This window comes from Winogradskya consettensis (assembly GCF_018332715.1).
GTDB lineage: Bacteria > Actinomycetota > Actinomycetes > Mycobacteriales > Micromonosporaceae > Actinoplanes > Actinoplanes consettensis.
Map to the genome: position 1 here is coordinate 209,918 of NZ_BOQP01000034.1, position 12,872 is coordinate 222,789.

Sequence of the window (12,872 nt, forward strand, 5' to 3'; positions counted from 1 at the left end):
CTGCGAACAATGGAGTCCCGCGTGAGCCCTGCCCCGAGTCGTACCGTCGTCGTTCTTGCCGCCGGTGAGGGCAAGCGGATGCGGTCCGCGATCCCGAAGATGCTGCATCCGTTGCTGGGGCGGACGTTGCTCGGGCATGTGCTGCATGCGGCTGAGGCTGTTCAGGCTGTGCGGACGGTTGTGGTCGTGGGGCACAAGGCTGACCAGGTTCGCGCGCATCTCGCGGAGATCTCTCCCGGGGCGATGCCGGTGTTGCAGGCCGAGCAGAACGGCACTGGGCATGCCGTGCGGATCGCTCTGGATGCGATTCCGGAGGCGGTCGGCACCGTGGTGGTGCTGAATGCGGACGTTCCGTTGTTGCGGCCGGAGACCGTTGAGGCGTTGGTGGCCGCGCATGAGTCCGGGAGCCGGGGCGCGACGGTGCTGGCTGCTGAGGTTCCTGATCCGACGGGGTTGGGGCGGATCGTGCGGGATGCCGCCGGGAACCTCGAGCGGATCGTGGAGCAGCGGGATGCCTCGGCGGAGGTGCGGGCGATCCGGGAGATCAATGCCGGGATCTACGTGTTCGACGCGGCGCTGCTGCGGGGGGCGCTCGGGAAGCTGACGACCGACAACGATCAGGGTGAGGAGTACCTCACGGACGTGTTCGCGTTGCTGGCGACGGATGGGCACGCGGTGGGCGTACACGTGGCGGGGGATGCCCGGGAGACTCTCGGCTGCAACGATCGGGCTGAGCTCGCGCATCTGCGGGGGTTGTTGCGTGAGCGGGTCAATACGGCCTGGATGCGGTCCGGGGTTTCGATCCTGGATCCGGCGACCACGTGGATCGATGTGACGGTGACGCTGGAGCCGGATTGTGTCATTGATCAGAATTCGCAGCTCCAGGGCGTGACGACGGTGGCTGCGGGTGCCGTGGTGGGTCCGGATACCACGCTGGTGGACACGGTGGTGGCTGAGGGCGCGACGGTGCTACGGGTGCATTCGATCGGGGCGGAGATCGGGCCGGACGCGTCGGTGGGTCCCTACTCGTACCTGCGGCCGGGGACCCGGCTGGGCCGTAAGTCGAAGGTCGGCGGGTTCGTGGAGACGAAGAACGCCGAGCTGGGTGCCGGGGCGAAGGTGCCGCATCTCTCGTATGTGGGTGATGCGACGATCGGGCCGAAGTCGAACATCGGTGCGGGGACGATTTTCGCGAACTACGACGGGGTGCGGAAGAGTCACACGACTGTCGGTGAGGCTGCGTTCGTCGGTAGTGACTCCGTGTTGATCGCGCCGGTGGAGATCGGGCCGGGGGCGTACGTCGCGGCCGGTAGCGCGGTGAGCAAGGACGTGCCGGCGGGGAATCTCGGGGTGGTCCGGGCGCCGCAGCGCAACATCGAGGGCTGGGTGGCGCGTAAGCGTTCGGGGACGGTGTCCGCCGAGGCTGCTGAGCGTGCCGAGGCCGATGCTGCCGGTCTACCTGAAGCTGAGTGAACTGAGGTCAACCCGTGCGCGAGGGCGCAAGCTGGGGTGAGGCATCCCACGACGGGGATCCGACACGTGGCCTGCGGTGGGCCGCGGGTAATACTTCAGGTGACACACCCCCTCGATCACACGGGAGCGGACGAGCCCATGGGCAGCATCGTCGCGGAGAACCGTAAGAGTTTGATGCTTTTCTCCGGGCGAGGTTTCCCGGAGCTGGCGGAGGAGATCGGTCAGGTTCTCGGCGTCGCGCCGACGGATTCCGACTCGTTCGAGTTCGCCAATGGTGAGATTTTTGTCCGCTTCAAGGACTCGGTGCGTGGTTCCGACGCGTTTGTGGTGCAGTCGGTCACCGAAGGCGTCAACCGCTGGATCATGGAAACGCTGATCATGGTGGATGCGCTGAAGCGTGGTTCGGCGAAGCGCATCACGGTGGTGCTGCCGTTCTACCCGTATTCGCGGCAGGACAAGAAGCACCGCGGTCGTGAGCCGATCTCGGCGCGCCTGATCGCTGACCTGTTGAAGACGGCGGGTGCGAACCGCATTCTGACGGTGGATCTGCACACCGCGCAGATCCAGGGCTTCTTCGACGGCCCGGTTGATCACCTGTTCGCCATGGACATCCTGGCGGAGCATGTCGAGCGCAAGTTCGAGGGTCGCCCGCTGACCGTGGTGGCGCCCGACTCGGGCCGGGTGCGGGTGGCGGAGCGCTGGACGGACCGTCTCGGTGGTTGTCCGCTGGCTTTCATCCACAAGACCCGTGACCCGTTGAAGCCCAACCAGGTTGTCGCCAACCGGGTGGTCGGCGAGGTCGAGGGCCGGGTCTGCCTGATCGTCGACGACATGATCGACACCGGTGGCACCATCACGAAGGCCGCGGACATCCTGTTCGATGCCGGTGCGGCGGATGTGATCGTGGCCTCGACCCACGCGTTGCTGTCCGACCCGGCCACCGAGCGGTTGAAGAACAGCCGCATCTCGGAGCTTGTGGTGACGAACACGTTGCCGCTCCCGCCGGAGAAGCAGCTCGACAAGATCACTGTGTTGTCGATCGCTCCGCTGCTGGCCCGCGCCATCCGCGAGGTCTTCGACGACGGTTCGGTGACGACGCTGTTCGGCGGCCTGAGCTGAAAACCGCTCACGGGCTGTGCTCAAAACCGCTCACGGGCTGTATTGGCCGGCCCTGAGCGGGGTGATGCAAGTTGCATCGTTCGGGTTGATTTCTGGCGTTGAGGGTGAGCTGGTGGGACCCGCCGGTGGGCGCGTGCGCTGAGCAGGTAAGCTGGTGGGGTTGCCACGGCGAGGGTGCCACGCGGTCTGCTGCAGGTTTGCGGAGTTCGCTTGAGGCACCGTGATCGACGCGGTGCTCCGGGCTTGTGCCCGCGCGCCCCTAGCCGAGCAGATTGTGCACCACAGACCGCTCGGCTCCGCCGATCGCACAGCTCGTAGCCCGCAGACTTAGACGCAGCCCGATCAGAGTTTCAGGAGTTTCCCCGTGTCCGAGGTAAAGATCAGCGCCGAGCCCCGTACCGAGTTCGGCAAGGGTGGTGCCCGCCGCACGCGCCGGGCCGGCCTCGTGCCCGCCGTGCTTTACGGTCACGGCGAGGCCCCCGTCCACATCGCGCTGCCCGCGCGTGAGTTCGCCGCCGCGATTCGCCATGGTGGGCTCAACCAGGTTTTCACGATCGACGTCGCCGGTGGCACCGGTGCGACGCTGGCGCTGCCGAAGGCGATCCAGCGTGACCCGATCAAGGACACCTACGAGCACGTCGACCTGATCATCGTCAAGCGTGGCGAGAAGGTCCAGGTCGACGTCCCGATCAACCTGGTCGGCGAGGCCGCCCGCAACACGCTGGTGCAGAACGACAGCACCACGCTGTCGATCACCGCCGAGGCGATGCACCTGCCGTCGAGCATCGACGTGTCGATCGAGGGCCTCGAGGCCGGCGCGCAGATCACCGCCGGCGACGTGGTCCTGCCCGAGGGCAGCGAGCTCGCCGTCGACGCCGACTTCGTCATCGCGTTCATCACTCAGGCGCAGACCGCTGAGCAGATGGAGGGTGGCGAGGGCGACGCCGCCGAGACCGAGGGCGAGTCGACCGAGGCTGCCGCCAGCTAAAGCCAGGTACCAACCGAAACAGGGAGAGCGCCGGTGGCGCTTTCCCTGTTTTTTCGTAAGGGACGAGTTTTTTCGTAGGAGACGAGTGGCGATGACCGAGGACGCTCCCTGGCTGGTCGTCGGCCTGGGCAATCCGGGCCGGGAGCATGCGGCCAACCGGCACAATGTCGGGTTCATGGTGGCTGATCTGCTGGCGAAGCGGGTCAGCGGCAAGTTCGGGCGGCAGAAGCGCGCGGTGGCCGAGGTCGCCGAGGGGCGGATGGGGTTCGGTGGCCCGAAGCTGATCCTGGTGAAGCCGTTGACTTTCATGAACCTGTCGGGGGCTCCGGTGGTGGCGCTCTGCCAGTTCTTCAAGGTGCCGGTGGAGCACGTCATCGCCGTGCATGACGAGCTGGATGTGCCGTACGGCGAGGTGCGGGTGAAGCGCGGCGGTGGTGAGGGTGGCCACAACGGGCTGCGTTCGATGTCGAAATCGCTGGCGTCGAAGGAGTACGCGCGGGTCCGGTTCGGGATCGGGCGTCCGCCGGGCCGTCAGGATCCGGCGGATTATGTACTCGCTGATTTTTCCGGGGCGGAGCGCAAGGAGCTGGAGTTTCTTGTGGATCGGGCCGCGGATGTGGTCGAAGCTGTGGTCGGCGAGGGTGTCGAATGGGCGCAGAACAAATACCACGGTAATTAATGTTTGGCAGGCAAATGGATGGATCTCTTATATCTCCTTTTGTCCGTCTATCGGTCCCGTGACGACCTCCCCCATTAGTCCGTTGGTCACGTAGCGCGCCGAAATGGTGCGGTACTCAGCGGCATGGGGAGGCCGGGTGACACAGGACCTGTCCAGGAGCCATCAGGCGAAGCTGGACGAGACGACGGTGACCCTGAGCATTCCCCGGCGCGTCGTCGAGGGGCCGGCGACGTATCCGCCGACGAACCACGGTCCGCGGCCGACCAGGCCGGCACCTTTTCGCGAGCGGGCCCGCAACAACAAGAGCCCGGCGCCGCCGCGGCCGCGCACGAACGATCGCTACCGGTCACTGGAGCAGAAGCCCACCCCTTCAACCCGGCGGGTACGCGGTAAGCACGCCGCGATGTCCCGGCGTCAACGGTGGGAGCGCCGCTACGTACGCGCGCTGATCGGCAGTGATCTGCTGGCCGGTGCGGTCGCGGGCGGGGCGACGTTCGGCCTGCGGTTCGGCGACGAGGTGACGGCGTACAACCTCTGGTATCTGGTTCTGTCCGCCCTGCTGCCGGTGGCGGTGCTGGCGGTGCTGGTGGTGAGCCGCGCGTATGAGCGTCGTTTCCTGTTCGTCGGTACGGACGAGTACCAGCGGGTCTTCCGGGGCGGCGTCGGACTGATCGCGGGGGCGGCGCTGGTGTCGTACGCGCTGGATCTGGATCTGGCCCGCTCCTATGTCCTGGCGGCGCTGCCGACCGCTTTCGCCGTGGCGGTGGTCCTGCGGTTCGGGCTGCGCAAGCAGTTGCATCTGCGCCGGGCCCGCGGGGAGAGCCTGCGCCGGGTGCTGGTGGTCGGTCACGAGTTGTCGGTCATCGGGATCACCCGGCAGCTGCGCCGGGAGCGTTACCACGGCCTGGAGGTCGTCGGGGCGTGCCTGCCCGCTCAGCACGACGGCGCAGTGGATCTTCCGGTCTTCGGGACGTTCGACGACGTGGCCAACGCGGTCGACGCGGCGGACGCGGACACCGTGGTGGTGCTGGGCTGCCCGGAGCTGGACGGGGTGGCGCTGCGGCGGCTGGCGTGGCGGCTGGAGCGCGACGAGGTCGACCTGATCGTGGCCAGCGCGTTGATCGACGTCGCGGGGGCGCGGACGACGATCCGCCCGTTCGACGGCCTGCCGATGATGCAGGTCGAGCATCCCCGGCTGCACGGTGGTGCGCGGTTCGTCAAGGATCTCTTCGACCGGTGCGGCGCGCTGGCGTTGCTGGTTCTCTGCGGGCCGTTGCTGCTGGGCGTCGCACTCTCGGTCCGGGGCACCTCCGCCGGACCGGTACTCTTTCGTCAGGTTCGGGTGGGGCGGGACGGGTCCGAGTTCCGCATCTTCAAGTTCCGCAGCATGTTTGTCGATGCCGAGGCCCGGCTTGCCGAGCTCGGTCATCTCAACGAGCACGACGGTGTGCTCTTCAAAATCCGCGACGACCCGCGAGTCACCCCGGTCGGACGGTGGCTGCGCAGGCTCTCGCTGGATGAGCTGCCGCAGCTGCTCAACGTCCTGCTGGGCCAGATGTCGCTGGTCGGGCCACGTCCGCCACTGCCGTCGGAGGTTGCCGTCTACGCCGATGACGTCCGCCGTCGGCTGGCCGTCAAACCCGGCATGACGGGCCTGTGGCAGGTATCCGGACGTTCGGATCTCCCCTGGGAGGAAGCGGTCCGGCTCGACCTTCGCTATGTGGAGAACTGGTCGCTGAGTTTGGACCTGGTGATCCTTTTGCGGACCATGACCGCGGTGGTCCGGTCGTCGGGGGCTTACTGAGTGAGGAGAGGCGAGGCGATGAGCGAGCAGACAGGGACGTCGGCGCGGGTTGCGGGTCAGCGGGAGCCGGAGGCCGGCGGCACCCCGCCGGTGAACGACTCCGCGTTCGCCCGCTGGCTGGCCGACCGCGCCGGCCAGGTGCTGCTCCAGGTTCGCCAGGACATGGGCTACGCCGACGGCAAGGCGCTCAAGGCCGCCGGTGACCAGGCCGCGCACGAGTTGCTGCGCGCCGAGCTGGCCCGCTGGCGCCCGGTCGACGCCGTGCTGTCGGAGGAGGACGACCATTCGCGGGTCGCGTGGCAGGACGGCGAGCGTGACACGTTGCGTCCGGACCGGCTCGACGCGTCGCGGGTGTGGATCATCGACCCGCTGGACGGCACCCGGGAATTCTCCGAGGAGGGCCGTGCTGACTGGGCCGTGCACGTGGCGCTCTGGACCGCCGATTGCTCGAGCCCGAGCTGTCTCGCGGCCGGCGCGGTGGCGATGCCGGCTCAGCACCGGACGATGGCCACCGATCACGTCCCCGCGTACCCTCCGCTGCCGCTTGCCGCCGCGACCGGCGGGCCGATCCGGATCGCGGCGAGCCGCACCCGCCCGCCCGCCTTCGTCACAGAATTGTCACAGGGCATCGGGGCAGAATTGGTTCCCATGGGATCCGCCGGAGTAAAGATCGCCTCGGTCATCAGCGGCGAGACCGACGCCTACATCCACGCCGGAGGGCAGTACGAATGGGACAGCGCGGCTCCCGTGGCTGTGGCCCTGGCCACAGGTCTGCATGCTTCCCGCATCGACGGAAGTGAGTTGAAATACAACCAGGCGGATCCCAAGTTGCCTGACCTGGTGGTCTGTCGTAAGGATCTCGCACCTCGGTTGCTTGCAGCGTTGCAGCGTCACCTCCCCTAATCTGACCCCCTGCACCAGCGATACCGAAAGGTCTGGGATTCCGTGAGCCAGACGAAGCCCTACCGGGTCTCCCATCTCGATGCGCTCGAAGCCGAGAGCATCTTCGTCATGCGTGAGGTCATGGCCGAGTTCGAGCGCCCTGTGCTGCTCTTCTCCGGCGGCAAGGACTCGATCGTCATGCTGCGGCTGGCCGAGAAGGCCTTCGCACCCGCGCGCGTGCCGTTCCCGGTCATGCATGTCGACACCGGTCACAACTTCCCCGAGGTCCTCGAATACCGCGACTCGCGGGTGGCCGAGCTCGGGCTCAACCTGGTGATCGCCAGCGTGCAGGAGGCGATCGACTCCGGGACGGTGCGCGAGCTGCCCGACGGCACCCGTAACCGCATCCAGACGCCGGTGCTGCTCGCCGCGGTCGAGAAGTACCGCTTCGACGCCCTCTTCGGCGGCGCGCGCCGCGACGAGGAGAAGGCCCGCGCCAAGGAGCGGATGTTCAGCTTCCGCGATGAGTTCGGCCAGTGGGACCCCAAGAACCAGCGCCCCGAGCTGTGGTCGCTCTACAACGGCCGGCACCACCCGGGCGAGTCGATCCGCGTGTTCCCGCTGTCCAACTGGACCGAGCTGGACGTGTGGCACTACATCGCCAAGGAGCAGATCCCGCTGCCGAGCATCTACTACGCACACGAGCGCGAGGTCGTGGAGCGCGCCGGGATGTTCTACGCGGTCAACGAGTTCATCGTCCCGAAGGCCGGCGAGACCGTCGAGACCCGCACGGTGCGCTACCGCACGGTGGGTGACGCCTCGCAGACCGCCGCCGTGCTCTCCGAGGCGGACACCGTCGACAAGGTCATCGACGAGGTGGCCGCCACCCGGATCACCGAGCGTGGTGCGACCCGGGGCGACGACAAGGTCAGCGAGGCCGCGATGGAAGACCGCAAGCGGGAAGGTTATTTCTGATGAGCCAGGCAGTTGTGGAACCCGAGGCACCCCCGGCCCGGCAGATGGACCTGCTGAGGTTCGCCACCGCGGGCAGCGTGGACGACGGCAAGTCGACCCTGATCGGGCGGCTGCTGTTCGACACCAAGTCGCTCTTCTCCGACCAGCTCGAAGCGGTCGAGGCGGTCAGCGCCGCGCGGGGCGACGAGTACACCAACCTCGCGCTGCTCACCGACGGCCTGCGCGCCGAGCGGGAGCAGGGCATCACCATCGACGTGGCGTACCGCTACTTCGCCACGCCGCGGCGCAAGTTCATCATCGCGGACACCCCGGGGCACATCCAGTACACCCGGAACATGGTCACCGGCGCCTCCACGGCCGACCTGGCGCTGATCCTGGTCGACGCGCGCAAGGGCCTGGTCGAGCAGTCCCGCCGGCACGCGTTCCTGACGAGTCTGCTGCGGGTGCCGCACCTGGTGCTGTGCGTCAACAAGATGGACCTCGTCGGCTGGGACAAGGCGGTCTACGACAAGATCGCCGACGAGTTCACGTCGTTCGCCGCGAAACTCGACATCACCGACCTCACGATCATCCCGGTCTCGGCGCTGGAGGGCGACAACATCGCCACCCGCTCCGAGAAGTCCCCGTGGTACGAGGGCCCGTCGCTGCTGCACCACCTCGAGCACGTGCACATCGCGTCGGACCGCAACCTGGTCGACGTACGGTTCCCGGTCCAGTACGTGATCCGGCCGCAGTCGACCACGGTCACCGACTACCGCGGCTACGCGGGCCAGGTCGCCTCGGGGGTGCTCAAGCCCGGTGACGAGGTGCTGGTGCTGCCCTCGGGCCTGACCAGCAAGATCGCGGCGATCGACACCGCGGACGGCCCGGTCGACGAGGCGTTCCCGCCGATGTCGGTGACGGTCCGGCTGACCGACGAGATCGACATCTCGCGCGGTGACATGATCTGCCGGCCGCACAACGCCCCGGCGGTCGCCCAGGACGTCGAGGCGATGATCTGCTGGATGGACGAGACCGCCCCGCTGCGGGTCGGCACGAAATACACCATCAAGCACACCACGCGTACGGCCCGGGCGGTCGTCCGCGGCCTGCAGTACCGCCTCGACGTGAACACGCTGCACCGCGACGAGGGCGCCCCGGAACTGGGCCTCAACGAGATCGGCCGGGTGCGGCTGCGCACCACGATCCCGCTGCTGGCCGACGAGTACCGCCGCAACCGCACCACCGGCGGCTTCATCCTGATCGACGAGTCGACCAACCGCACGGTCGGCGCCGGCATGATCATCGAAGCCTCGTAGCACCCAGCCAAGCGAACAGCCCGCCCGGCGAGAGCCAGGCGGGCTGTGACGTTTCTAGCGGCGTTCGGTGGCTTCCTCGATCGCCTCGCTGATCGCGCCGGTGAGGTCGCCGGCCGGGATCGCGATGTTCTCGGCGTCCACCTGTTCTGCCGGCTCGCGCTCCGGCTCGGGCTGGGGAGCGGTGGCCGCGCCGGAGAACCCGAACTCGTTGGGCCGGTCCTCTTCAGAAGATTCCGTAGTCATGCCATGCCGCATACCCGCGCGAGCACGCGGATATGCGGCGGGCGATCACAGCTTCCGGGCACCCTGAGCGGCCGTCGCCGGCCAGATCGTGGGAGCGGTGAAACCCTTGTCCTCGTACGCCCGGAGCACAGCAGCCGTGGTCTCGTCAGCCCTGCCGGCGTCGACGAGCGCGAGCACGCAGCCCCCGAACCCGCCACCGGTCATCCGCGCGCCGTAGGCCCCGGCCGCCAGCGCCGCCTCGACGGCGATGTCGACCTGCGCGACGGTGATCTCGAAGTCGTCGCGCATCGAGACGTGCGACGCGGTCAGCAGCGGGCCGATCTCGCGGACCTGCCCGGCGCGCAGCAGCGCCACCGTGTCGAGCACCCGCTGGTTCTCCGTCACGATGTGGCGCACCCGCCGCCGGGTCACCTCGTCGTCGATCTTGGCCAGCGCCGCGTCGAGCTCGTCGACCGACACGTCGCGCAGGGCCGGCACACCCAGGATCCGGGCGGCCTCCTCGCAGGACTTGCGCCGGGCGCCGTACTCGCCGTCGACGTGCTGGTGCGGGGCGTTGCTGTTGATGATCAGGATGGCCAGGCCCTCGGCGGCCAGGTCGAACGGGATCTGCTCGACCTCCAGCGACCGGCAGTCGAGGAACAGCGCCCGGCCCTGCTCGCAGCGGATCGACGCCGACTGGTCCATGATCCCGGTGGGCGCGCCCACGTAGACGTTCTCGGCGCGCTGGGCCAGCCCGGGGCGTTTCGCGACGGGCAGGTCGATGTCGCCGAGCTCGACCAGGGCGGTCAGCACGGCCGACTCCAGGGCGGCCGAGGACGACAGCCCTGAGCCGAGCGGGACGTCCGAGGACAGCGCGATGCGGGCGGGCGGCACGTCGAAGCCCGCGTCCTGCAGGGCCCAGACGATGCCGGCGACGTATCCGGCCCAGCCGTCGAGCTCGCCGGGGCCGGTGGTGCCGAAGCTCACCGACTCGTTGACGAGGTCCGAGCAGACCGTCCAGCCCGGCTCGGTGGACGGCGCCACGGCCGCCACGGTGTGCTGGGGGATCGCGAAGGGCAGCACGAAGCCGTCGTTGTAGTCGGTGTGCTCACCGATCAGGTTGACCCGCCCGGGTGCCGCCCAGAGGCCGGCGGGGTCGGAGCCGTAATTGCTTTGGAAGGCCGCAGCGGCCGAGGTGGCGACACTCATGACGATGATCAGATCACGCCACGTGCGACCGGTAGAACGCCCAGGCGTCCCCGATCATGTCGGTCAGGGTGTTCTTCTCCGGGATCCAGCCCAGCTCGTCACGGGCCTTCTGCGAACCGGCGACCAGCGTGGCCGGGTCGCCCTGGCGCTGCGGGGCGATCTCGACGGGCAGCTCGGCACCGGTGACCTGGCGGGCCGCCTCGACGACCTCGAGGTTGGAGAAGCCGTTGCCGTTGCCCAGGTTGAAGATCTTGTGCTCGCCGGGGGCGGCCACGTCCAGCGCCAGCAGGTGGGCGCGGGCGAGGTCCTGCACGTGGATGTAGTCACGCACGCAGGTGCCGTCGGCGGTCGGGTAGTCGTCGCCGAAGATCTGCAGCTTCTCGCGCTTGCCCGCGGCGACCTGCAGCGTGATCGGGATGAGGTGGGTCTCCGGGTCGTGCCGCTCACCGATGGCGGTGCCGTCCTCGCGGATCAGCGCGCCGGCCACGTTGAAGTAGCGCAGGGAGACGGCGGCCAGCCCGTGCGCGAACGCCTCGGAGGTGAGCGCGAAGTCGAAAGTGAGCTTTGTCGCACCGTACGTATTGGTCGGGGCCTTCGTCGCCGTCTCGGTGATCGGCAGCTCGGTGGGGTTGCCGTAGACCGCCGCGGTGGACGAGAACACCATGCGCGGAACCCCGGCGGCCCTTACCGCGTTGAGCAGCGCGAGTGAGCGCTGCACGTTGTGGTCCCAGTAGAGCTCCGGCTTGTGCATCGACTCGCCGGCGGCGATCAGACCGGCGAAGTGCAGCACCGCGTCGAACCCGGCGTCCGGGGTCAGCACGGTCCCGGCGTCGGCGATGTCGGCCTGCACGAAGGTCGCGTCGGGGGCGATCGCTTCCCGGAAGCCGGTGCTGAGGTTGTCGAGCACGACGACCTCGTGCCCGGCGTCGAGCAACAGCCTGCTGGTGACGCTGCCGACGTAGCCGGCACCTCCGGTGACGAGCAGTTTCACGGTCAAGACCTCCGTTGCGCGGGCACCTACCACCGCCAGCCTAGGCGGCCTGCCTGTGCAGTTAGATTCCACCAGAATCACTCACAAGTCAACATGGTCGAACATTTGGGCGTCCCTGAAAGTGGTGTCCATCGGGGTGAGCGAGAGGAAGGGGGCGGGGGCGGCTTGGCCTACCGGTCCGTATTCCTGACAGAATGGCGCTCATGTCCGACGCCGCTCGCCGCCCCCGGGTGCTCTCCGGCATCCAGCCGACCGCCGATTCGTTCCATCTCGGCAACTATCTCGGCGCGGTTCGCAACTGGGTCGCCATGCAGGACACCGCCGACGCGTTCTACTGCGTCGTGGACCTGCACGCCATCACGGCGGGGCACGACCCGGTGGCCCTGCGGAACAGGACCAGGCTCTCCGTCGCGCAGCTGCTCGCGCTCGGGCTCGACCCGGAGCGCTGCACGCTGTTCGTCCAGTCGCACGTCCCCGAGCACGCCCAGCTCGCCTGGGTGCTCAGCTGCATCACCGGCTTCGGCGAGGCCGGGCGCATGGTGCAGTTCAAGGACAAGTCGGCCAAGCAGGGTTCCGACAGCACCAGCGTCGGGCTGTTCACCTACCCGATCCTGCAGGCCGCCGACATCCTGCTCTATCAGGCCGACGCGGTGCCGGTCGGCGAGGACCAGCGCCAGCACCTCGAGCTCACCCGTGACCTGGCGCAGCGCTACAACTCGCGCTTCGGGCAGACGTTCACCGTGCCCTCCGCGTACATCGTGAAGGACACGGCCAAGATCACCGACCTGCAGGACCCGACCTCGAAGATGAGTAAGTCGGCGTCCTCGCCCGGCGGCATCATCGAGCTGCTCGAGGAGCCCGCGCGCTCGGCCAAGAAGATCAAGTCCGCGGTCACCGACACCGGCCGCGAGATCCTCTACGACGAGGTGAACAAGCCCGGCATCAGCAACCTGCTGACCATCTACGCGGCGCTGACCGGGCGGACCATAGACGAGCTGCTCGAGCAGTACGACGGCCACGGCTACGGCGACCTCAAGAAGGACCTTGCCGAGATCGTGGTGGAGTTCGTCAAGCCGATCCAGGAGCGCACCCGCGGCTATCTGGAGGATCCGGCGCACCTCGACAAGATCCTCGCGATCGGGGCCGACAAGGCCCGCGCCGTGTCGGCGGTGACCCTGGCCCAGGCCTACCAGAACATCGGTTTCCTCAGCCCCTCCCGCGGGGCCTGACAC

At 68.1% G+C, this 12,872-nt stretch carries 11 protein-coding genes and 1 pseudogene; 9 read left to right on the forward strand and 3 right to left on the reverse strand.

What is annotated here, in order from left to right; translation table 11 throughout:
- Positions 1-21: 21 nt before the first annotated feature.
- The 8 genes and pseudogenes from glmU to Aco04nite_RS29910 all read left to right on the forward strand — a co-directional run bounded on the left by glmU (position 22) and on the right by Aco04nite_RS29910 (position 9,218).
- Positions 22-1,640 (forward strand): annotated as a pseudogene (glmU, locus tag Aco04nite_RS29875) (bifunctional UDP-N-acetylglucosamine diphosphorylase/glucosamine-1-phosphate N-acetyltransferase GlmU).
- Positions 1,612-2,592 carry a ribose-phosphate diphosphokinase gene (locus tag Aco04nite_RS29880; RefSeq protein WP_213000561.1) on the forward strand — a complete coding sequence of 327 codons (981 nt, stop codon included), beginning with the start codon at positions 1,612-1,614 and terminating at the stop codon, positions 2,590-2,592. The pseudogene glmU and the gene Aco04nite_RS29880 overlap by 29 nt, the downstream one beginning before the upstream one ends.
- 364 nt (positions 2,593-2,956) lie before the next feature.
- Positions 2,957-3,580 (forward strand): 50S ribosomal protein L25/general stress protein Ctc, encoded by a 624-nt coding sequence (locus tag Aco04nite_RS29885; protein ID WP_213000562.1) that lies wholly within the window; start codon positions 2,957-2,959, stop codon positions 3,578-3,580.
- Positions 3,581-3,671: 91 nt separating this feature from the next.
- On the forward strand, positions 3,672-4,259 hold the full coding sequence (gene pth, locus Aco04nite_RS29890) for an aminoacyl-tRNA hydrolase (protein ID WP_213000625.1): 588 nt from the start codon (positions 3,672-3,674) through the stop codon (positions 4,257-4,259).
- A gap of 403 nt (positions 4,260-4,662) precedes the next feature.
- Positions 4,663-6,063, forward strand: a complete 1,401-nt coding sequence (locus Aco04nite_RS29895; protein WP_213000626.1) for a sugar transferase — start codon at positions 4,663-4,665, stop codon at positions 6,061-6,063.
- An 18-nt stretch (positions 6,064-6,081) separates the two neighbouring features.
- Positions 6,082-6,966, forward strand: coding sequence for a 3'(2'),5'-bisphosphate nucleotidase CysQ (locus tag Aco04nite_RS29900; protein WP_213000563.1), 885 nt, complete (start codon positions 6,082-6,084; stop codon positions 6,964-6,966).
- 42 nt (positions 6,967-7,008) lie between these two features.
- Positions 7,009-7,920 (forward strand): sulfate adenylyltransferase subunit CysD, encoded by a 912-nt coding sequence (gene cysD / locus Aco04nite_RS29905; protein ID WP_213000564.1) that lies wholly within the window; start codon positions 7,009-7,011, stop codon positions 7,918-7,920.
- Positions 7,920-9,218, forward strand: coding sequence for a sulfate adenylyltransferase subunit 1 (locus Aco04nite_RS29910; RefSeq protein WP_213000565.1), 1,299 nt, complete (start codon positions 7,920-7,922; stop codon positions 9,216-9,218). Before cysD ends, Aco04nite_RS29910 begins: the two co-directional genes overlap by 1 nt.
- Before the next feature lie 54 nt (positions 9,219-9,272).
- On the opposite strand, the gene Aco04nite_RS29915 is transcribed toward Aco04nite_RS29910, so the two are convergent.
- From Aco04nite_RS29915 to galE, 3 genes are read right to left on the reverse strand one after another with little or no spacing between them, the layout of a single operon-like run.
- Positions 9,273-9,461: a hypothetical protein gene (locus tag Aco04nite_RS29915; protein ID WP_213000566.1), complete on the reverse strand. Its 189-nt coding sequence runs from the start codon at positions 9,459-9,461 to the stop codon at positions 9,273-9,275.
- A gap of 45 nt (positions 9,462-9,506) precedes the next feature.
- Positions 9,507-10,649 carry a galactokinase gene (galK, locus tag Aco04nite_RS29920; protein WP_213000567.1) on the reverse strand — a complete coding sequence of 381 codons (1,143 nt, stop codon included), beginning with the start codon at positions 10,647-10,649 and terminating at the stop codon, positions 9,507-9,509.
- 13 nt (positions 10,650-10,662) lie between these two features.
- The gene (gene galE, locus Aco04nite_RS29925; RefSeq protein ID WP_213000568.1) at positions 10,663-11,640 is read right to left on the reverse strand and encodes a UDP-glucose 4-epimerase GalE; all 978 of its coding nucleotides are present in this window, start codon (positions 11,638-11,640) and stop codon (positions 10,663-10,665) included.
- Between the two features lie 203 nt (positions 11,641-11,843).
- Here galE and trpS point away from each other — a divergent pair, with 203 nt between their 5' ends.
- The gene (trpS, locus tag Aco04nite_RS29930; RefSeq protein ID WP_213000569.1) at positions 11,844-12,869 is read left to right on the forward strand and encodes a tryptophan--tRNA ligase; all 1,026 of its coding nucleotides are present in this window, start codon (positions 11,844-11,846) and stop codon (positions 12,867-12,869) included.
- Positions 12,870-12,872: the final 3 nt, after the last annotated feature.

Coding starts and splice junctions, on each gene's coding strand:
- trpS (WP_213000569.1), top strand. CDS start 11,844: ATGTCCGACGCCGCTCGCCGCCCCCGGGTGCTCTCCGGCATCCAGCCG.
- galK (WP_213000567.1), bottom strand. CDS start 10,649: ATGAGTGTCGCCACCTCGGCCGCTGCGGCCTTCCAAAGCAATTACGGC.
- Aco04nite_RS29915 (WP_213000566.1), bottom strand. CDS start 9,461: ATGACTACGGAATCTTCTGAAGAGGACCGGCCCAACGAGTTCGGGTTC.
- Aco04nite_RS29895 (WP_213000626.1), top strand. CDS start 4,663: ATGTCCCGGCGTCAACGGTGGGAGCGCCGCTACGTACGCGCGCTGATC.
- pth (WP_213000625.1), top strand. CDS start 3,672: ATGACCGAGGACGCTCCCTGGCTGGTCGTCGGCCTGGGCAATCCGGGC.
- Aco04nite_RS29900 (WP_213000563.1), top strand. CDS start 6,082: ATGAGCGAGCAGACAGGGACGTCGGCGCGGGTTGCGGGTCAGCGGGAG.
- Aco04nite_RS29880 (WP_213000561.1), top strand. CDS start 1,612: ATGGGCAGCATCGTCGCGGAGAACCGTAAGAGTTTGATGCTTTTCTCC.
- Aco04nite_RS29910 (WP_213000565.1), top strand. CDS start 7,920: ATGAGCCAGGCAGTTGTGGAACCCGAGGCACCCCCGGCCCGGCAGATG.